This window comes from Ruegeria sp. G10, from assembly GCF_056533645.1.
Genome location: NZ_JBQFOQ010000002.1, coordinates 535,653 through 554,554 on the forward strand (window position 1 = coordinate 535,653; position 18,902 = coordinate 554,554).

17 protein-coding genes are annotated in these 18,902 nt (G+C 52.3%); 7 read left to right on the forward strand and 10 right to left on the reverse strand.

What is annotated here, in order from left to right; translation table 11 throughout:
- Positions 1–115 precede the first annotated feature (115 nt).
- The 3 genes from ACR0KM_RS06275 to ACR0KM_RS06285 all read right to left on the reverse strand — a co-directional run bounded on the left by ACR0KM_RS06275 (position 116) and on the right by ACR0KM_RS06285 (position 2,171).
- Positions 116–502: a hypothetical protein gene (locus tag ACR0KM_RS06275; protein WP_480821256.1), complete on the reverse strand. Its 387-nt coding sequence runs from the start codon at positions 500–502 to the stop codon at positions 116–118.
- 329 nt (positions 503–831) lie between these two features.
- A complete protein-coding gene (locus ACR0KM_RS06280) occupies positions 832–1,326 on the reverse strand; it encodes a nuclear transport factor 2 family protein (protein ID WP_480821254.1) in 495 nt (164 codons plus the stop codon).
- Positions 1,327–1,406: 80 nt separating this feature from the next.
- Positions 1,407–2,171, reverse strand: coding sequence for a nuclear transport factor 2 family protein (locus ACR0KM_RS06285; protein ID WP_480858356.1), 765 nt, complete (start codon positions 2,169–2,171; stop codon positions 1,407–1,409).
- A 180-nt stretch (positions 2,172–2,351) separates the two neighbouring features.
- Between ACR0KM_RS06285 and ACR0KM_RS06290 the strand changes: the two genes are divergently transcribed.
- Together ACR0KM_RS06290 and ACR0KM_RS06295 are read left to right on the forward strand one after the other, a co-directional pair.
- Entirely contained in the window at positions 2,352–2,765 is a 414-nt protein-coding gene (locus tag ACR0KM_RS06290; protein ID WP_480858358.1) for a winged helix-turn-helix transcriptional regulator, read from the forward strand.
- 507 nt (positions 2,766–3,272) lie between these two features.
- The gene (locus ACR0KM_RS06295) at positions 3,273–4,904 is read left to right on the forward strand and encodes a hypothetical protein (RefSeq protein WP_480858360.1); all 1,632 of its coding nucleotides are present in this window, start codon (positions 3,273–3,275) and stop codon (positions 4,902–4,904) included.
- A 33-nt stretch (positions 4,905–4,937) separates the two neighbouring features.
- On the opposite strand, the gene ACR0KM_RS06300 is transcribed toward ACR0KM_RS06295, so the two are convergent.
- The 4 genes from ACR0KM_RS06300 to ACR0KM_RS06315 are packed head-to-tail and all read right to left on the reverse strand — an operon-like array spanning position 4,938 to position 8,849.
- Positions 4,938–5,675 (reverse strand): SDR family oxidoreductase, encoded by a 738-nt coding sequence (locus ACR0KM_RS06300; RefSeq protein WP_480858362.1) that lies wholly within the window; start codon positions 5,673–5,675, stop codon positions 4,938–4,940.
- Positions 5,672–6,997: an FAD-binding oxidoreductase gene (locus tag ACR0KM_RS06305; RefSeq protein ID WP_480821244.1), complete on the reverse strand. Its 1,326-nt coding sequence runs from the start codon at positions 6,995–6,997 to the stop codon at positions 5,672–5,674. The genes ACR0KM_RS06300 and ACR0KM_RS06305 overlap by 4 nt, the downstream gene beginning before the upstream one ends.
- A complete protein-coding gene (locus ACR0KM_RS06310) occupies positions 6,994–7,422 on the reverse strand; it encodes a GtrA family protein (RefSeq protein ID WP_480858363.1) in 429 nt (142 codons plus the stop codon). The genes ACR0KM_RS06305 and ACR0KM_RS06310 overlap by 4 nt, the downstream gene beginning before the upstream one ends.
- A complete protein-coding gene (locus tag ACR0KM_RS06315) occupies positions 7,419–8,849 on the reverse strand; it encodes a UbiA family prenyltransferase (protein ID WP_480858365.1) in 1,431 nt (476 codons plus the stop codon). Before ACR0KM_RS06315 ends, ACR0KM_RS06310 begins: the two co-directional genes overlap by 4 nt.
- 267 nt (positions 8,850–9,116) lie before the next feature.
- On the opposite strand from ACR0KM_RS06315, the gene ACR0KM_RS06320 reads away from it, so the two are divergent.
- The gene (locus tag ACR0KM_RS06320; RefSeq protein WP_480858367.1) at positions 9,117–10,127 is read left to right on the forward strand and encodes a hypothetical protein; all 1,011 of its coding nucleotides are present in this window, start codon (positions 9,117–9,119) and stop codon (positions 10,125–10,127) included.
- 98 nt (positions 10,128–10,225) lie between these two features.
- On the opposite strand, the gene ACR0KM_RS06325 is transcribed toward ACR0KM_RS06320, so the two are convergent.
- From ACR0KM_RS06325 to ACR0KM_RS06335, 3 genes are all read right to left on the reverse strand, one after another.
- Complete coding sequence (locus ACR0KM_RS06325) at positions 10,226–11,383, reverse strand: hypothetical protein (RefSeq protein WP_480858369.1); 1,158 nt, start codon at positions 11,381–11,383, stop codon at positions 10,226–10,228.
- Positions 11,384–11,522: 139 nt separating this feature from the next.
- Complete coding sequence (locus tag ACR0KM_RS06330) at positions 11,523–12,935, reverse strand: hypothetical protein (protein WP_480858370.1); 1,413 nt, start codon at positions 12,933–12,935, stop codon at positions 11,523–11,525.
- Positions 12,936–12,954: 19 nt separating this feature from the next.
- A complete protein-coding gene (locus ACR0KM_RS06335) occupies positions 12,955–13,554 on the reverse strand; it encodes a polysaccharide biosynthesis/export family protein (RefSeq protein WP_480821232.1) in 600 nt (199 codons plus the stop codon).
- A gap of 283 nt (positions 13,555–13,837) precedes the next feature.
- On the opposite strand from ACR0KM_RS06335, the gene ACR0KM_RS06340 reads away from it, so the two are divergent.
- From ACR0KM_RS06340 to ACR0KM_RS06355, 4 genes are all read left to right on the forward strand, one after another.
- Positions 13,838–14,050, forward strand: coding sequence for a hypothetical protein (locus tag ACR0KM_RS06340; RefSeq protein WP_480858372.1), 213 nt, complete (start codon positions 13,838–13,840; stop codon positions 14,048–14,050).
- A gap of 1,611 nt (positions 14,051–15,661) precedes the next feature.
- Entirely contained in the window at positions 15,662–16,666 is a 1,005-nt protein-coding gene (locus ACR0KM_RS06345) for an NAD-dependent epimerase/dehydratase family protein (RefSeq protein WP_480858374.1), read from the forward strand.
- Positions 16,663–17,904 (forward strand): glycosyltransferase family 4 protein, encoded by a 1,242-nt coding sequence (locus tag ACR0KM_RS06350; RefSeq protein WP_480858375.1) that lies wholly within the window; start codon positions 16,663–16,665, stop codon positions 17,902–17,904. The genes ACR0KM_RS06345 and ACR0KM_RS06350 overlap by 4 nt, the downstream gene beginning before the upstream one ends.
- Positions 17,894–18,883, forward strand: coding sequence for a glycosyltransferase family 2 protein (locus ACR0KM_RS06355; protein ID WP_480858376.1), 990 nt, complete (start codon positions 17,894–17,896; stop codon positions 18,881–18,883). Before ACR0KM_RS06350 ends, ACR0KM_RS06355 begins: the two co-directional genes overlap by 11 nt.
- Positions 18,884–18,902: the final 19 nt, after the last annotated feature.

The following is an 18,902-nucleotide window of genomic DNA, read 5'->3' on the forward strand; positions in this document are numbered from 1 at the left end:
TGCCAGCTATCAGAGTCTCATGACCCGAGTTCTTGGATTGATTCACGGCATTGCCTAAATATGCGGCGGTACAGCATGTTCCGCTCAAGAATGCGGCACTGCAGCGATGCGCCTTTTAGGCGCCTCCCAGTATCAACAGATTACACTGGTCTAAATATCGCTTGGCCGTCCTGCGGGCCGCGATTGCTTTGGTTTCATCTGAACTGAAGGTCGCGGTTTGCAGCAAGCGCGCATGCGCGTGTTTGGAATTCACCCTATGGTTCAGGATCAACTCGGCATTGTCAGCTGTCGCTGCCGCTTCCAGCAAAGATACAAAACCGCCGCGCCGCGCTTCGTGGTCCTGAGCATTTGCATCGTTCAAAAGCCAAGCGTGCTCCATTTCAGCTGAAAAACGGCCTGCACAGCTCGCAAACGATTTTACCATACTGTTTTCAGCATGAAGCACCCCGGTGGAGGCCATGATGAAGTGCAGTGCAACGAAACCCGTTCTTAATACGCCCATTAATTAAACATTATGACCGAAAAAGCGCCCGTCAAGGAGGCGATCTCGAAATGATTTTCACTGTTGAGTTGCCATCTCAGAATTGTGAGGAGCGTCCCCAGGGACTGTAACCTTCTGTTTCGTCGGACAGAACCGCGTCGTCGTTTGCTGTTGAATAGGCGGTTTGAAGATGTTCGTGTTCTGAATGGTGATCATTGTCTGCCTGTTTCGGATGACGAGGATCAAATCACGAAAATACAGAAAGGCAGGTCAGCGCATCTGAGCCCGGAAGCGCCTATAGGAGTTACTTCGTCACCAGCGTTGACGACTACCCAAGCAATCACTTTAGATCAGAACGTTGCATTGTCATTCGCGATTTTCCCGCCTGTGAGAAGCATCACGAAGCGGGTGAACAGATCGATGGCTTGCATAGCATCCCAATGCTCGCGCAGTTTGCCGTCTTCAAGGCGGAAGGTATCGGTGATGATGAACCCTTTACTTTCGTTCCCGCGATGCTGCGCCTTAAGCGTTACATGGCTATGCAACACAACCAAATTACCGCTCGCGATGATGCGTTTGACGTCGTAGCTGTAGTCCGGAAACCGCTTCGTTAGGGTCTTCACGTACCCGATCACGCCAGACATCTCAGACGGGATAGCCCTGTTATGCTGGATGTAAGGTCCGTCTGAATAGGTGCGGGACACGTACTCAAAATCGTGATCGTTCATAAGCCGTTGGAAGAAATCAACTACAACGGTCGCATTCTTGGTTTCCTGTACTGTCCAGTGATCCTGCTTCAGCTGATCAAATGGGATTTGGGGTTTCGGGCTGGGTATGTGATGCATTGTTTTTGGTCCTGTACCGCGAAGGATTTGTCTCTCGCCTTACCGATCCTTGGGGCCGGTCGATTGTTGATGATTCAGTCTTAGAATTTGCCGTTGTTGTGTGACATCTCTGCCGGAGTGCGTGACACGACATCCCAGTGTTCGACGATCAAGCCATCTTCCACGCGCCAGAGATCGAAGAAGGCCCAAGGCTGTCCGCTGACGGTGGCATCCGAAGCTACGAAGACAAAGTTGCCCTCAGCGACCACAATTTGCGGTTCGAATTTGGTGATAACGAAACCTTGTTCCGCCCAGGTTTTGGTTCCTTCAAACAATCCTTCAATGCCATCGGCAAGGTTGGGATTATGCTGCATATAGACTTCAGAGTACTGTGGTGCATTTTCAGGCGCCTCGCCGCCGAGCACGTCACGCACAAATCCGAGCACGAGAGCTTTGTTTTCTTCTGTCTTGTCCAGATCGGTGATCTCAGTCGGGCCGTCGGTCATACCTCGACCCGAAACCGTCGTTTCAGGAACTGGTTGCAGGTTATCCCAGTGTTCGACGACCATGCCATTTTCGACGCGAAACACATCGAAAGCTGCGACAGTTTCGGCGCCAAGCACCTGTGCGTTGTCGAACGTACTGTGCAGCACAACCATATCGCCTTCACTGATGACCCTGTGGGTGACCACAGTCATTCCTGATTGCTCGATGAGCGGTATCAGGTTTACCAATCCTTCAGCGCCGGTCTCAATCCGCGGATTGTGCTGGATATAGTCCGGGGTGATCAGCGCACGTGCCGCCTCGGGGTCATGATCGACAAAGGCTGCGGTGAACAGGGCGACGACAAGTTCTTGTGGAGACATGGAGAGATCCTATGATTCGTATCTTTCCAGTACGTAGTAGCAATATCATACCAAACAGCAATTACGTACTTTTGCCAAACTAGGTATTGTCAACCATACTGCTCAGTGGAGAAGAGAATTGATGAATGCAAATGAGTGAGCTAAGTTATCAATAGTCTGTGATTCATACTAGAAATTGATATGCTACCGATTGGAGTCGCCAACAAAGCCGAGGCATCAAACTGCTGTATCCGTTCCGTGCTGTCCAACGTGACGGGCAAGTGGAGGATGATCATCATTCTGGCCTTGGAAGACGAACCAAGACGGTTTGGTGATCTCAAACGGTGCATTGGCGACGTTACGCAAAGCGTACTTACTGAAAACCTGCGTGGCTTACAGCGAGATGGATACCTGACACGAACGGTCGAGCCCGGTCCTCCGGTCGCTGTAACCTACGAGCTGACAGATTTAGGGCGCAGCCTTCTCAATGTGCTTAAACCGCTGGTGTTCTGGTCGCATGAGCAGATGGACGATGTCAGGCAGTTTCGAATGGAATTTGATCGGCAACAGGTCAGCTTAGTGCCCAAGGGAAGGTTTGGCAGAGGCGAACCCTAGATCAGCTATTCGAGCTGCGGGCGCAGAAGTTCGAAAGCTACGCGGGACAGGTGTTTTGACAGATTGGATGTCCGGCGACGAAACGGGCGAACACCCGCAGCGAGCTCAGCTCTAGGGTTAAAAATCTGTGGCCAACGACAATGGTATCACGCAGAACTTCTCCCAACCTTGTAAGCCGGCCGACGGCGCTTTCACAGATGTGCTGAACACAAAGCTCAGGGCCGGGTGCTTGTTGGTAGATTGGTTCCGTTTTCTGGCAGATCCCTTCGCGAGGATGGAATTATGTTGTAATTACCACAACGAAGGAAGACCATACAGCCCATTGGAAACATCCCAATGGCAATCCTGGCAAACTTGCATGACGCTACAAACCGGTCCAGGTGGAGAAATCCAGATAAACTACTTTCTAGCGACAGAAGTTCGGGTTTTGCAGCACAGTGTTGAACTTGCCCACGAGGAAGGATTTCGTTTAATTCTTCTTGTGTCGGCGAATTCAGAGAGATTGCCATGCACAGGTACATAGGCGGCCAGAATGGCCCTTTTGGTTTGTTTATTCTTGCGATCGTTTTGGTTTTTGGGGCTGTTCAACTCTATTTCTGGTCTGACCGCAGCATCTGGATCGACGAAGTATCGCAGCTGTTGAATTTCCCACTAGATAATCTGACACAAGCCTTCGGTCCGTTGCCTGAGGCGCAACAAGCAGGGCCACCGATTTTCAATTTGCTGTTGCATGGCATCTCAGGTCTGACGATCCGTGCTATGCGCTTGATCATAGTCCTGCTGACGCTCGGCGTATTCGTTGCAGCCTTGATTGGTGCATTTGGAAAGCAGGCTTTGCCGATCGCCGCGGGTCTGTTTGTGGTGCTGTCGCTCCCGTCCTTTTTGGTCAACGGATCGATGTTGAAATTCTATGCTTTCGATGCAGCAGGGTTCGCTATATTCGCTGCCTGGATTTTCGCAAAGGATCGATCTGATGCCTTCAGTTTGCGTGATTTTACCATTCTTCTAGCAGGGCTTTTTTTGGGCGTCTCAACAATTGTTGGCGCTTGTGTCGTGGTGGGCGTTTTTCTGATGCTGCGTTTGATCGGCCACAAGCTTGAGTTACGCGAGGGCGCGGTTGCGGCAGTGCTGTTCGTGATCGCATGCGCGTATTACCTGCAGATTGGCCATGCAACGAGAATTCAGATCACCGCTTTCCCCGATGCTTATGGCGGTCTGGGTATGGAGGCGCTGGCTAGATTCGGTGACGCCGCAATAGCTCTGTTTCAGACGCGGGGCGCCGTCATATTGCTTGTAATCTGCCTATTGGCCCTGGTTGCGCTCGTGTTCCTAAAGAGGCCGGAGCGCTCGCGATTGTCGGCGCTGATGTTGTTTGTGGGCGCTATCGTGACCGTCTTCTTGGGCCTTGCCGCAATAGGAAAATATCCGGCAGTCAGCTCACGACACCTCGTTTGGATGTTGGGAATACTCCCAGTGTTGGCAGCGGCTACGGTTGATTGTCTGCTACGGTGCATGGATTCTCGACGTCCATTTGCTATAGCGGGTCTTGTCATACTGGGCGGCGTGCTTGCAGCGACTGGACTACGTGTGATGACGAAATGGCCCCCGCAACTTGTCGAAGGCTCCAGCAAACAGCTGGTCGCGACTTTATCGGAGCTTCCTCCGTCACAGGTGTTGCACTACTTCGGGACGTTTCGACTGATCCCGTTGATGATCGAACGGGGCGCACCAATTGATCACCATAGTTATGCACCGTCGCTCGCAACTGGCAGTGTTGCGATTGACCCTTCGTATTTCGGCCCGGAGTGGAATGAGTTAGACGCTGGCAGGTTTTCTGAAGCAATTGAAGATATGTTACACAATGACCCTGACGCGTGGTCAAAAATGTACATCATGCTGCGGTTACGTGGTGATTTTCGACCTCTTGCCAGGTTTGTACTGGATGCGGCACCAGAAGACGGAAGCACATTTTACATAAGTTCAATCCACGCCGCTTGGCCGGGAGAACCGGGGCGGGCAACACGAGGCTTGCGGGATGTTCTTGACGAAAGATCTTGTGAATACAAACCCGTAGGGGTTTTTCAAACACTGCTCAGTCCGGGTTATGTACTTAAAGTCAATTGCCCGAACCTGTCTTAATCCTGAACGCTCAGCTTTGTAGTACAAAGCATCTCAGATCTTTAGCTTCTTGAATACACTCTCGGGAATGTTGCAGATGATCGCCATGATCAGCCACCAAATCGCTCGGACAAATACCACGTTTTTTCCGCGCTCGACCGCAGTAGCGATTTTTTCGGCAACTTCCTGAGGTTGGGCCGTCAATTTCTTCGGCAAGTCCATGTTTTCCGTCATCTGCGTCGCAACAAATCCGGGCAAAACCGTCACCACATGCACGCCTTTTTTTGATAGCCGATTTCTCAGGCCGGACAGAAAAGCGGTAAAACCTGCCTTTGCTGAGCCATAGACATAGTTCGTCGCGCGCCCACGCAGCCCTGCTATCGAGCTAACGCCGACCAGAGTGCCCGAGCCTCGGGCTTCGAACCGATTGGCGAGTTCCGCCAGAATTCCGGCCGGCCCTTCGAAATTCGTGCGCATGACCAGATTGGAGGCCAAGATATCTCGTTCGTTTTCAGATTGCTCGCCCATGTATCCGACCGTACAAATGGCAACGCTGGGCAATTCAGGCAGACTGTCAACGAAAGCTGCAAAGCTTTCTGGGTCCAAGGCGTCGAACTCGTGTAGAGAAACCTCGACGTTGTGACGGGTCATCACATCGTCGCGGTTGGGTTTCAGGCTTTCCACATTACGCGCCGCAAGTTGGATCGGATGGCCAAGGCTTGCGAATTTTTGCGCCACCGCCAAGCCCATATCCGAACGCGCGCCAAGGATGAGAACGGGAGTTTTGCTCATAAGGCGAGCCTTTCGGATTGGGAGGATTGAAATGTACCTACGGCACTGTTGTCGCGGCGCTGCGCTACGAATGCTGCTACGCGCGGATCACTCTCGATCAGCGTTTGCGCGGTCATCCGGCCATCCTTGGCCAGATAGAAGCGGCCTCCGTGGTCGATGGTAATACGGTCCAGTCGCTCCAGCAGCTTGAAATTCTTTGGGCTCGCCGGAAAATCCAGTGCCAGCGTATATCCAAGCATCGGAAATGAAAATCTACTGGGCTGATCGCCGAACTTCTTCAACACTGCAAGGAAGGATCCTGAAGCAGCGTCAGATATGGCCGCCAGCAGAGCATCGAGGCCTTCTTTTGATGCGTCCATAGGTAGCGCGCACTGGAATTGAACGAAACCCCTGCGGCCGTACATCCGATTCCAGTCGAGGATCGCATCCAATGGATAGAAATAGCTGTCCCAGTCGACCAGACGCTCGCCTGCACTGCGTCGTCCGGCGCGGAAATATAGTGCGTTGAATGCTTTTACTGCTGGTCCGGACATAGCGAAGGCGGGAAAATCGAAGCCGACGCGCTTTTTACGTTTTTGTCGTAGCGCAAATCGATCACTGTTTTCTTTTGTACCAAGTATGTCGCGCGGCGCGTGTTCGCCCAACATAACTAGGGATCGACCGCGGTTTGCGCCACCTTTGAGGCAATCTATCCATGCGACTGAATATGTGAACGCATCACCAGTCTCTAACGCATTCATAGCTTCGGTAAGGTTTTGGGCCGGGATCATCGTTTGCTTAATCCAGCCAGATTCCACCGGTTGCAGTCGAATGGCCGCCCGCAGGATTACGCCAGTTAGCCCCATGCTACCGGGTATCCAGTCAAACAGGTCTGGGTTTTCCGAACGCGATGCCCGGCGTACCGTACCGGATCCGTCCATCACGTCCACCCATTCAACGGCGGCTGACATCGAGCCTTCGCGATGATGGTTCTTACCATGGACATCCGCAGCAATCATGCCGCCTAAGGTCACGTATTTGGTTCCCGGCGTCACCAAAGGGAACCAGCCACGCGGCAGGAAAGATGTAATTACATCGGCCAGCAATACCCCGGCCTCTGCCACCAGAACGCCGCTTTTTGGGTCAAATGAAATCATGCGGTTGAAGTGTCGCATATCGATGGTGCCGCGGCGGCTGATTGCGCTGTCACCATAGGCGCGGCCGTTTCCTCGGGCGATTACACCCCCTTGTTCTAAAGCTGCAGCTAGTTCGACTTCGGAGCGCGGCCTTTTGACCAATGGCGCATAAATGACGGGAAACCTGCCCCAACCGCTGAGCATCATGTGGCGCGCCCCAATGACAGCATCGAGTCCGTGAACACATAGCGCCGATCCAGATTGTATTTGACGACGTAACCTATGGTCAGGCCGATCACGGCGCCCGTCTCACGCGCCAGGTCGGTTTGCCAGATCAACCAGAATGCGGTTTCGGTGCCCCAAAATATTGCGGTCGTGACTAGCCCCATGATGGTGTACAGTGTGAACTTCTTGCCGTGGGCTGCAGCGCCCGAAGATACGTCGAAAAAGATCCAGCGTTTATCTAGCAGATATTTTATGATCAGCCCCACTAGGGTGCCTACTGCGAGAGCGATGACGAATAGTCCCAGGCCCTCACCCCACTGCAAAACCAACCGCTGCGTGGCTAGGTTCGCTATTGTTGCGATGATTGCGAAGGCTCCATAGCGTAAGATCAATGCGCCGAGTGTCATAGCAATGCTCCCCAGACGGCGCAAAACAATATGGCCAGAAAGCACAGCAGGCTTGTCCGGTCCTTTGCAGCGAATACCACAGGGTCGTCATGCATGTTGCCGCGATGGGTTATCATGATGATACGCGTGAGCCAATATAGCAGGATAAGGCACACCACCCAAAGCGCTGTAGGTGATCGGTATAGTTGCATCACGGTCGGGGAATTAATATACAACGCCATCACCAAAACAGAAACATAACCTGACGAGATTGCTACCTGACTGATAAGTGGCAGATCATCGACTTGGTATCCACGACCGGTAGCTTCCATGGCACCGCGTTTGGCGGTGTCTATCAATTCTGCTTGGCGTTTGACCGAGGCCAGTGACAGAAAGAAAAACACAGAAAAAGCTAACAACCAGACGGATAAAGGTATGCCGGTGGCGTAGCCGCCAGCGATGATGCGTGTCGTGTACAATCCGGCCAACATCATTATGTCGGCCACAATCCGGCGTTTGATGTTCAGCGAGTAAGCGGTGGTCGCCACGTAATAAAACAGCATTACGCCCAATAGAGCCAGATTGACGCTGGCGGCGATCACGACGCCCAGGCCGAGCAAGCCAAATGCCATCTGGGTACCATGTGCAATTGGTATTGCACCCGAAGCAAAAGGCCGGTTGCGTTTACGTGGATGGGCGCGATCAGCTTCAAGATCTAGAAGGTCGTTCGATACATACGCGCTGGACGCAACCATCGAAAAGGAAAGGAAAGCTAACAGAGCTGAAAAGAAAGTCACCGCGTCATATTGGTGCGCTGCGAGCATGGGCAAAAAGACAAGTATATTCTTAAGCCACTGATGCGGGCGAATTGCTTTTATATAAGGCTTTATCGCGCTAGATCTGGTCTGAAGATGTTCGACCCGAGAGTTCAGGTCGTCGACAGTGCGGCGCAAAGAGGCTGGGGCGTTAACTGTAATGGCTTGCTTGGCTTGCGACCAGACCGGCACATCGGCATGCGCATCGCCCATGTAGGCAAATCCACCGGTATAGTGGTCCTTAAGAAACGAAGCTTTCTCTGGGCCTTTTAGATTGCGCTGTCCGTCTGAGCCATAGACTTCATCAAAAATATCTAAATGTTCGTAGATGCGCTTGGCAATTTTTTCGTCGCTTGCGGTTACCAGTGCTGTTTGACCTCCGCGGCTGCGCCAAGCTTGAACATAGTCGATCACCTCGGAGTCGTAAGGCAAGGTCGCGACATCCACCGGCCCGGTCTCTGCCAGGTCATGTTTTAGCTTTGCCTTGCTCTGTAATAACGAAGTGACGGCCCGAAAGGGCGTTCGCCAGTCTTTGCCCAATGCGCTCCAAAATGTTTCAAACAAAATGTCGGAGCGCAAAAGCGTTCCGTCCAGATCCACGACCAGAACTGGTAAAGGTGTTTCACTCGTCATAGAGACAAACGGCCGAAGCCCCTCAAATCAATAGTTAGATACGCTAGCATGTTTAGTGTTTGTTTAATGGTATAATACGGCGGATATGTGTCTGGCGAGGCGCTAAATCCCTCACATGCACCCATTCTGCCTCGAATATCTTTTTCCAGAATGTCTAAGGTTCGCCCAGAAAGCTAATATGGAATGACCGTTGTTTCCCAGGTCGATATAATATGAGCGATTTTGCAGCACTATGGAAGCTGGGTGCAAAAAATTCTGGTTTGTAAGATGTACTTCGTAAACGGGCGCGATACCCTATACCGAAGAGAAAACCTATCGGGAGTTTATGCAGTGCGTTTTTTGTGTGCCGCCCTTGTTTCTATCGTTACCGCCTCGTCGGTGCCGAGTATTGCCCAGGCCGAAGTTTTGCAGAGACGGGCGACAGGCGCGTATATGAACAGCCTATACGACCTAGTTCCCCCCATGATGAAATTGCTGGTCGAAGCAAATGGCGAACAGTTTTTTGCAGCGCAGGGTAGCTATGACATCGCGCCTCCGCTGTCTTCGCCCAATTGGAAGGAAAACTGGATTCGGTTTGGCGTGCCATCTTCAGGGGTTGAAAAAACCTGGCGATCGCTTGAAACGGCGAATGTCACTGATGTCATCATTGTGACGGATAACTTCTCAGGTCCGCCAGTATATAAATCACAAGGAGCCAATCCGGATCCGGTAGTCGGTGGTCCGATCCCCAGGCCTGCGCAAGAAGGGAAGGCGCTTACCTGGGGTGACGAAGTCACCGACATTATCTCTGCTCATGAAGAAAACGTCACCGACGAGCCGATTTATTGGATCTATGAAGGTTGGGCGGATGCGGGTCGGATTCTGGATGAGGACACTGGCGCAGGATCGGATAGTGACTTTGCCGATTGGCGCGAAAGAACAACCACGCTGCTGAATTACACAGGTTGGTTTGACAACTTGTTGGATCACGCACAGGAAACTCTTCCTGAGGTGGCATCGCGCATCAGAATGATCCCAGTTGCTCGCACAATGGTATCAGTCATGGAAGAAACGCCTGCATCTGCGCTAAAGGCGGGTGATTGGTTTGTGGATGATGCACCGCACGGAAACGATACTTTGCATCTGTTGGTGGCAATGATCGTTTATTCAGCCATGTTCGAGCAGGAGGCTCCAAGGCCGGACGTTTCCGGGAAAAACATCAACAGTGTTTTCATGGACAATTACGAAGAGATCTCTGCGCATGTATTCGATGCAGTGCGTCCTTACATATCGTCCTGAGTTCTCAGTTCAGCCTAATGATCTCCAAACAATGCGATCTCGCGCGCGGGATCCGTTTGATATTCCAGATGATGCATAAGTTTGTGTTCTCGCGCAGGTCAGGCTGCAATTGCGTGAAAAATGCCATCTAGTGTTTTCCAAGCGATGCCTCCCCATATGACGTTAACGAAATGTGAAACCCCGACACACAAGAAGAAAACCAGGAGACTGTTAAACTTTTTTGGAGGCAGTTCGGTGTTCGATCCGGTTTTTGCGTAACCCAGACTTAGGGCGATCAACAAAGAGAAGATGACGGCGGTTGTATGGAAACTGACCCAACGCCCCCAATCCACGGCGACGATGTAGAGAGGCAGAAATAGCAACCCAGAAACCAGATAGGCGATCAAAAAGCGGCGTCCATCCACAAAGTGCCTGCCTATCAGAATGATCGGAACCGCCGTGATTGCATACAAAAGCGCAAAAGACAGTATCAAAGGTGAAAAGAGCATCCAAAACGTTGCTGTCAGATAGTCTCCAAGCGGTATCTCCAGAGCTTTGATTGCCCCCGAGCAAATCTCGATATCCGCGCCGGCGGCGAGTAACGGGCGGCAAACTGCCATGAAATCTGTCACGGTATCGAAACTGAACGCAATAACAATCGCCGCTATGCAAGCCCCAGAAATGATGAGTGCCAAGGCGACGAGATCACTGCGCGAAATATCGGATTTCAGAAACATCAAATAATAGCAAAACGCAAAAAACGGAGCAAAAAACAGATTTCCTTCGTGGCTCAGAACAGCACAGCTAAACACGATGGCTGCCGCATATATAAAAAGCCTGCTGCTCGTTTGGCGGCTAGCGGCAAAAAGCAACAGCGCAAACGCAAGAAATGTGATGAGTTCTTTGCGTAAACCTCCCTGATCATCGAGAGCCCAAAAACTGATGAAGAATCCCGGCGACAGAAGAAGAAGCCAAAGCGTTGCAGGTGTTTCAGATTTTCTAACACAAAACGCTACCAGGCTCACCGTCGTGAGCAGTAGGAGTCCTTGCAGTAGCACAACCAATAGAATCAGGTCGATAGACAAGGCTCGTGAAACCCGCAACAAGATCGACCCCATAACCCCTCGGCGGACTATGGCATCGACACTATTGATCAGCCAGTCACCTTGCTTCCAAGCGTTGCCGCCCAAAAGAAAATCCTGATATGCCAGCGCTGCAACGTAGAGCGCTAATGCCCATACGAGAACTTTGGGAATGGAATATAGATAGTTTTGCAAGGTTTATGTCCCCGCTTGAATAAGTGTCAGAACAGTGACCTACCCATACACCAAACAGCGACGGGCCTATGCGGCGACCGATCAGAACAAGATTCAGCAATCCTTGAGCCTGATACTAAGCTCGGAGCCATAGGGCCGGTTAAGGACGCCAAGCGAATTCCCGCCCGATCGAAAAGAATGCAAGAGGGCTATCGGCGCGGCCCAGTCCTTCTTCGTCACGCACGCGGTAATTCAGGCCCGCGTTGACGATCCATTCTGACTCTAATTCGTAGCTATACACGGCGTTCAAATCGGTGCGTTCGATGCGCGGGTCGACGGCTGTAGCTTCTGTAAGGATGTGCGTCGCCCCAAAACCCAGACGTGAGGAGGGGCCAAGTCCAAAGATATAGCCAACGTCGAGAATATTCACGGTTTGGAAAACGTCGTCCGTGGTCGCTATAGTATTGCGATCAAAAAATATTTGCAGTTCGTTTTCGCCGAATAATTGAGAATAAGTCAGTGTTCCAATTGGTTCGATGGCATCGGTGCTTGTGTTGGCAAACCCAAGGTTTGCAGAAAACTCGCCATTCGCAATCGCAAGATCTCGGCCCACGCGTAGGCGGTTGAGGCGCCCGGCGGTGTCAAGTTCGGATTCAGCTAATACGAATGCGCCACCATCTGCCAGGTCACGCTCGACCTCGATGCTGCCGATAAAACCTGTAGTCTCGATATCCCCCATAATGTCGCGCCGTTCGTCTATGTCCGAGTAGCCCAGGGTCAAGGCAACTCGAGCGTCGGCGGACAATTCTTGGGTAAGACCAAGATTAATCTCTTTGGTGCGACGGTCTGTTTGGTCGGGATCATCCTCATCGAATTGTTCCGCGAAGATTTCGATACTCGCTGTCGTGCGCGGCGACAGTATAAAGCCGATCCCCGCAGTGGCGCTGCTAGTTGTTTCATCGAAAAGGTCGGGATTGGTCTGGTCGATATACCGAATGTCAACTGTGTCGACCCGGAAGAAATAGTTCACCAGATCTTGGCGACCGAAATCCATCTGTAAAGATAGGCCATATTCGCGCCGCGTACCGTCGCCGGTCAGGTCGTCGAAATCAGGCGGCAGGTCGACCACGCCTTCTTCGTCGACGAAATCTCGCAAAGACCTGAGAAAGCCAATATCGTAGCTGAGAAAATCAACACCGAGGTCCAGTCCGGCATTTGCGCTCTCGCGACTGTAGTCGAGATCAAAAATCGAATCTCCAAAATCGAACTCGCTCGAGCGATCTGGCAAGTTGGACCAGCGGAGTGCCGTCACCGCGTCGAGATTGAAACTTTGGATTGGAGTTATACTTGATATGCCGAAAGACAGTGGGGTCGAAATGATCGTGCCATGGCCTTCTTCCGGGACATCTAAACTGAGGTTGCGACCGGCCTCGATCCTTTGGGCTATTCCAAATGTATAAATCGTTCCGGATGTGTCGGCAGGCAAGGTCTGAGCCTCTGCGCGATTACTCGCGCTCGCGATCGAGAAGACGGCACCAGTGAATGCCGCAATTCGGACAGGGTTGAGTTTCACGGTCCGGTCACTTTCACGATTATTCGAACAGGCGTCGCTGCGGGATCACGATCACGTCGCCATCAATCAGCCTTGTATTGCCACCGGTACCCGTTCCGTCAAGCATAGCGTCATAGTTGAACTGGTAGACGTTTTCATTGCCCGATTTATCTGTGCGACGCAGCATAACCCGTTTGGTCGCCGCAAATCGTGAGAAACCACCCATTTCACCAAAAAACTGCAAAAGTGTCGTGCCGCGTACCGGTTCATGGCGTCCAGGAGAGCCCGCCTCGCCGATGACATAGACATTGATCGTCTCATCCGGGAGCGGCGGGATCGGTACATTCAATGCCCCCAGTGAGACAAACACATTGGGTTCAGAAGCGAAATTGGGCGCAAGCAAACCTGTTAGCTCTGATCTCACTTGTTCGACCGTCCGACCGCCCGCTCGTACCGTGCCAGCTAGCGGCACGTTGATCCGACCATCCGGCGCGACAAGGATATCACGGTTAAGGCTTTCGTCCTCCAAAACTTCAACTCGCACGGTATCGCCAGGTTGAAGTCTGTACCCTTGCGCCAGAGCCGGCAGCGCAGGAACGCTGATCAATACCAAAAAAAGAAATGTGAAAAACGATCTCATGTTCAAGCTCTTTCAACTCTTCATTGCAGAATGGCCGACGCTACGTCGGGGTGCCCAGTATCTTGTTTCGGCGATATCTTGCCCAGCTTTCAAGTCATATTCCATGATTTCTTTTGAACTGTGTCGAAGTTACCCTTTGTTAACCGACCATTATTAAGCTGATCGGCAAATGCTTGCCGTCTTCGTGCGCCAGTTCAGGACATTATTGTGACACATTTATATACTTCTCTGACATGGCGTCAGGGCTGCACTGGTCGAGGCGCAGTCGGGGAAGAAGCGTAAGATGATAGTCGGACTGATCTTGCTTAGTATAGTGGCCGGTGGCGTGCTCAGCGTCGGCGCACTGATTTCTGGTTCGTCACTTGGTACTGCGATCTTAATCTACGCTGTGACTGGCGGTTTCGTTTGCTTGGTTCTGTGTGCCCTGCTCATGTGGCGTTTTCTGTTTGCCAAGGAAAACCGCATTGAACACGTTTCTGCCCAGCAGGCTAACTAATAATTAGAGTCCGTTGCTTGCTTGCCTGTTGGTCTGGTAGGGCAATTCCAGCAACTATCACCAGCTTATCGCAAATATCTAAATCCTCGCCACTTGGGCCGCATCAACATGCGTTCGAAGGCGGTGCTTGCATCTTACTCACATCCAGTAGCCATGCTGTCTGCATCCAGTTATCGTGCAAAGCGCGATCCCGCATATGTATTGCGAAAGGTAGGCAGTAGCAAATGCGCACGCAACATTTGTGCATCTACGCGATGAAGGCCGATCAGACTTAAGAGATTGGTTGCGCAAATTTCCACATCAGGGTGGTCGACGTAGAACGCAAGATAAGCGATAGCGGCACCTTTGAAATCGCTATTGCTTCTCTAGTTGTTCTGCGATGAAGGCTTTCGGCACTGCTCTTGTGAGTTGGTTGGCAGCTTGGGTCTTCAATTTTTGGCAACCCGATGCGGCCAACGTGGCTTGATATCAAGTCGGTCAGGAATCAAAGCGTTCATCTCAATGCCCGCGACCTCAGCGTCTTGGGTCCGGGCAGGAAACCGACGAGCCGCGAGTCGTCTGCGGCAGCAGCTGTGGTTTCCTTGTGCGCTGGCGCTGAAGCGCTTGGGCACCCGCACGAGTGTTCCTACACATATGCTAGGCAAGCCGGATGTTGTAAATTGGCAGTTGGAAGGATGGCCGATCTGACATGTCGCATAGCGGGTCCCTGACGGCCCCTAAATCCTTTTTTTCCGACGCAACTCCTAAACGGGCCAAATTGAACTGGTATCCGCTAGGAAGGTGCGTCGAGGCTTACTCGGGTCTGATGCAAAGCCAAACCGGGGTTTCTGTTTGCCACTACACGCTTGAATACTGTGCGCCATGCAAAAGGCCCATCAAGTCTGGTGAGCAAACTGGCTTGGGTGATCTGTGACCGTGGGCCCAGAGTATCGGCAACTTTGGTTTCGATCCCTTCGCGGAGGTTGAGCGCCGTATCCAAATGCGCGTAACTGCATTTACTGAAACCTAGGCAAGCGCCGCGCGCGTCCATCTTCCTGCTTCGGACTCTCGTCAAATAGACGGTGCCCGATATTCCGCGCGGTGGTTCGCTTTGGGATATGGCGCAACTCAATCATCGCGCGTTTTGGATCATTAAATGAAGCGCCAGCTGTTCGTGCCGTTCGATCCGCTTTGCAGAGGTTTCAAAACCACCCAGGCACGAAGACTGGCATAATGCGATGATTGGGATTGGAAGAAGGAAGTGGAAAACTGTGTTTCGACTCGTGAGTTCCAACTACACATTGCCGTCTAGTGAAATGCGCTGTCACCGAAACCGTGGCGGATAACAACTTTGCGCGTATTTGCAGCTTTGTGTTTCACGACACCTCAAAAAGAAAACTAATCTGCGCTGGATTTAATCAATGGCGTCGAAATAACGCTTTCGGGGGAAAATTCCGAGCGCGACCATTCGTATTCGTGCACACTTACAATATAACGCCATCGAAGATGACGGAATCCCGGTTTATGCAAGAGTTTGAGTTGGTCTGTTTATTGTCAGGATTGTTTGAGTTTTGCGGTCAAGAATTCGTATGCGTATAAAGTATCACAAAGCACCTGGATTATGATAACATCATGGCTAGGTTGAATATTCTGGTTACAGGCGCAAGCGGATTCATCGGGCGCCATACTGTGGATGCGGCGCGCGCCGTCGGCCACAAAGTGGTGGCATTGGTACGTTCTGAGGCCTCAGCGCCCGCTGCGTGGAGCTCTGATTCAGGTATAGAGGTATTCGCCTTAGATTTGGCCAAGGCCGCTTCTGCAGATCAGCTAGCGAAACGATTGTCCAATGTGGATGTGATTATTCACGCAGCCGCTATAATGACGGGATCACCAGATCGCCAGCTTCGAGAAACTCTCGCGGCAACTGAAACCGTCCTGAGTTCTGTTCAGGCCTGTTCGTCCACACCACGATTGGTCCTGGTAAGTTCCTTGTCAGTTTACGATTGTCGATCATTGCAAGCTGGTTCATTGCTAACTGAGGAGTGTCCGCTAGAACCTGCCCCGCACGAGCGGGATGCCTATTGTCGGGCCAAACTGATGCAAGAGCAGCAAACAAGAGCTGCTGCAGAAGCGCACGGTGTCGATCTTTGGATCATGCGACCCGGCGCAGTGTTCGGTCCAGGTCGATTGTGGAATGGGCATTTGGGACATCCGGTCGGGCCCGTACTGATTGCGATGGAAAGCGCCGGAGAGGTTCCTGTCAGCCAAGTCGCACACACCGCGCAGGCACTTGTAAAGGCTGCAGAAACACCAGCCAACGGGGTTGATGTGATCAATGTGTTTGATGATGATCGCCCGGACCGCGCAACCTATGTCGCAGCCTTGCGCCAGACCGGCTGGCCACGTGCTGTTCTGCCTATCAGCTGGCGCCTTTTTGGCTTTGTGGGGGGGATGCTTGCCAAGATACCAGGTCTTGGGACTAAGTTGCCCGGGCTATTGCGACCCGCTACGCTACACGCCCGGATGAAACCACTGTGTTATGACACGACCCGGCTTCATGCGCGATTAGATATCCAGCCGCAAAAGTCTTTCGCCGAGGTCATGCGACGGTCACAGATCGAGGGTCAAACACAATGAGTCGTCTCGCACCCATCGCCTATCTGACGGGCGAATACCCTCGTGCGACAGATACATTCATTCAGCGAGAAATTTTTGCGCTGCGTGAACAGGGTATCCCTGTCGAAACTTGCTCGATCCGCAAGACCGGCTTCGAGCATCATGTTGGCCCGGAACAGCAGCAGGAATTTCGAAACACGTTTTACGTCATCGCCGCCGCAAAATTCCCGTTGCATCTTGTCAAATGCCATATGAAGGCTCTTGTGCAGGCACCGGGCAGGTATTTTTCGGCTTTAAGATTGGCGCTGAATACGCGTCCTGCCGGATTGAAAGGCCTGATTTATCAGCTCTTCTATTTTGCTGAGGCGGCGGTGTTGGCAGAACATTTACGTGAACGTAAGGTCCGTCATCTGCACAATCATATCGCTACAGCAACCTGCACTGTTGCGATGTTGACAAGCCGGATTAGTGGCATCCCCTTCAGCTTTACAATCCATGGGCCAGACATTTTTTTCGAACCGAAACACTGGCGTATCGATACTAAGATTGCAGAAGCTAAATTTGTGGCCTGTATCAGCGATTTCTGCCGCAGCCAGTGTATGATTTTCTCGGATTCTCGACACTGGCATAAGCTCAATATCGTTCATTGTGGAATTGACCCTGAACGGTATCTGGCAACCAGCGCCGCAGATCCTGACCGACCACACTTGGTTTTTGTCGGTCGGTTGGCTGGAGTAAAGGGAGTTCCGATCCTACTTGAAGCTGTGGCGCGTCTGGTCCCACGGGTTCCGGGGCTGCGAGTGACATTGATCGGGGACGGACCAGAACGATCTGACCTCAAATGCAAAGCGCGTGACCTGAAACTAGATACGGTTGTTCAGTTTCCAGGTTATAAATCCCAAAGTGAGGTGGCGGATGTTTTGGCGGATGCCGACGCCTTGGTGCTTCCCAGCTTTGCTGAAGGTGTGCCGGTGACGCTGATGGAGGCCATGGCAAGCGGTTTGCCCGTTCTGGCGACCCGGGTTGGTGGCATCACGGAGTTGGTTGAGGATGGCGTCAGCGGTTACTTGGTGCCTCCGGGTAACGTGGATGCGTTGACCCAGCGTCTCGGCGACTTGCTGTGTGATCCAGAATTGCGAACGCGCATGGGGCGCGCTGGGCGGGCTAAGGTGACCACAGAGTTCAATCACAAAACCGAAGCCGCGCGTCTGGCGCGACTTATTCATTCCGAACTGGAAGAGGCACGGGATGCCGAATGAGAACCCGACGCCCGCAATCGGGCTGGTCCTGATAGGCAGAAATGAAGGCGAGCGTCTGGTACGTTGTCTTGCTTCGGTTCCCTCCGAAGTATCCGCTGTAGTCTATGTAGATTCGAATTCATCCGATGATAGCGTGCGGCAGGCTCGCGACGCCGGTGCGCATGTTGTCGAACTGGACTTGTCCCGCCCGTTCACCGCGGCACGGGCACGCAATGCGGGATATGCTGCGCTAAAGGCGATGGATACTCCAATGGACTTTGTCCAATTTATCGATGGCGATTGCGCTGTTGTCGATGGTTGGATTCCTGCCGCCGCCGACGCGCTGCGTAGCGTACCCGAGCTGGGCATTGTGACGGGATGGAGGGCTGAGATCTATCCTGATGCGAGCATATACAATGCGCTTTGTGAATTTGAATGGCACCGCCCGGCCGGTCCGATCCTGACCTGCGGCGGCGACATGATGGTCCGCGTCGAAGCGTTTGATGGGGTTGGTGGTTTTGATAACAACGTCATCGCCGCCGAGGATGATGAGTTCTGCGTGCGAATCCGCGATGCTGGATGGAAAATCGAGCGCCTGCCTTTGGGCATGACGCGGCACGACGCGGCAATGACGCGCTTCTCGCAATGGTGGAAGCGAGCCGTTCGCACAGGGCATGGGTTCGCGCAGGTAGGTGATCTGCATCCCGGCTATTTCACACGAGAACGCAAAAGGGTGTGGTTCTATGGTTCTGTGCTGCCGGTTATCGCGGTACTTGGACTGTTTGTGTCGTTTTGGCTGACTTTGGCGGTATTGTGTGTCTATCTCCTGTCTTACCTGAAGACGACACAAGGGCTATTGAGTGATGGGCTGCCTCGCTCATCGGCAATGCGACAGGCTGTTTTTTTGACCTTGTCTAAGATTCCCAACGTCATCGGTATGTTGACTTATCTATCGCGTCGCAGACGAGCGGCGCCAATGAAGATCATCGAGTATAAATAATCAATTGTGTTGAAAAGAA